Origin of the sequence: Sulfitobacter sp. HI0129, from assembly GCF_001635395.1 — a bacterium.
In the GTDB taxonomy this organism is placed as follows: Bacteria; Pseudomonadota; Alphaproteobacteria; order Rhodobacterales; family Rhodobacteraceae; genus Sulfitobacter.
This window is the reverse complement of sequence record NZ_LWGH01000706.1, coordinates 1-1,423: the sequence shown is the minus strand read 5'-3', so window position 1 is coordinate 1,423 and position 1,423 is coordinate 1. Positions and strand designations below refer to the sequence as shown.

The 1,423-nt window shown below is 64.7% G+C and carries 1 protein-coding gene and 1 pseudogene; both read left to right on the top strand.

Features of this window, described 5'->3' with window-relative positions:
• The first annotated feature begins 389 nt into the window (after positions 1–389).
• Entirely contained in the window at positions 390–971 is a 582-nt protein-coding gene (locus A3764_RS17695) for a helix-turn-helix domain-containing protein (protein WP_067920604.1), read from the top strand.
• Positions 958–1,423 (top strand): annotated as a pseudogene (locus A3764_RS17690) (endonuclease); the annotation flags it as partial. The gene A3764_RS17695 and the pseudogene A3764_RS17690, both read left to right, overlap by 14 nt.

Here is a 1,423-nt window from a genome sequence, read left to right as displayed (position 1 = left end):
GTCAGCCTCAAGGGGGCCATCCACAAAAACCGGCAGGCCTTGGCCTCCCGGTTTTTGCGGCAGAGATTTGGGGACCCAAATCTGGCCCTCCTTGACCCTGCCTATCCGCCCTGTCGGTGGGGTTTGCGCCCGCCCGCGGTTCCGTCCGAACACAAGCGTGTTCGGCCAGACCCTCGGGCGGGGCTGGTGGACGGGACCCCTAGGACAGGTGGGTCGCCCGGTGGTGAGGGCGGCAGAGCCGCGTCCCTGCGGGCCGCGGCGTGAAGCGGACACCAAGGCTGCCTGAGACTGAATGCAACGTAAGTATATAATTGACATCACGGTATATTATCGTAAGGTAGGGGCGGCCTTGGTGGAAGGTGGCAGGAAATAGGGGGTCTTTCTTCCGCATGTCCCGAACAAAACGCCTGACAGAGATCGAGAAGATGCAGATCGTCCGCGAGGCCGCGGAGGGTGTGTCGACGTCCGAGCTGGCTGCGCGGTTCGGTGTTACATCGCGCGCCGTGCGCTACGTCTTGAAAGCCGATGCCGAGCGCCAGACGGATGCCGCAATTCCGGTCTCAGCGGTCAGTGTGAAGGTCACGGCTGCGGAGCTTGAGGCGCTCGACGCGGTGCTGGCGAAGGCGGGGATCGAAAGCCGGGCCGAGGGGCTGCGGCGGCTCATTCAGGCGGCAGGCGGGGTGTTCGTTCCGGACGCGCAGATGGCAGCTGAGATGGCGCGCTACCGCGCCTCGCTGCACGAGGTCGGCAATGGGGTCGCGCAGATCGCCAAACAGATGACGCAGGCCAATCGGCAAGGGCAGGGGGCCGGCTCGGAGTTCACCGAATTGCGCCTCGCACAGATGCGCGGGCTGGCGCGGTTCATCCTGGATTCCGCTGACGAGATCGACCTGCTCCTGCGCCGCCGTCGGGATGCGATGCAGCTGCAGGCCACGGCCGCGCTGAGGGAGTTTGCGCATGCAGCTGAATGATGCCGTCCATGCCGTCACGGGCGAGGTGTTTCGGGATGGCTGGAGCCGCGTCCGGGGCTCAATGCAGGGGCTGCACGTGGCCAAGCAGACCCAGCTTGTGCGCGCGGCAGCAGGCCACCGGCCAGCGGTCTTCAAGGCGATCCGGGGCGGGGGAACGCATACCAAATCGCAGCTCGCAAACCAGCTCGATTACCTCACCACCAAGTCCACCCATATCGTGGACAGTAGCGGGTTCTTGGATGGCAAGACGAAGCTCGAGGCGGGTGACATCAAGGATCTGACCGAGCGCTTTGCCAAGCGGTGGGATGCGGGCTTCAAGCCCAAGCTTGGGCAGACCACCCACATGCTCATGTCCTTCCCCATCGGCACGCGCGGGGAGGATGTGCGCGACATCGCGACTGATGTGGCGGAGCGGTTTTTCCAGACCGACGAGGGGCATTTCGACTACATCA

What these genes read in the sequence shown, in the direction of transcription:
- A3764_RS17695 (WP_067920604.1), top strand. Translation starts at nt 390, where the DNA reads ATGTCCCGAACAAAACGCCTGACAGAGATCGAGAAGATGCAGATCGTC.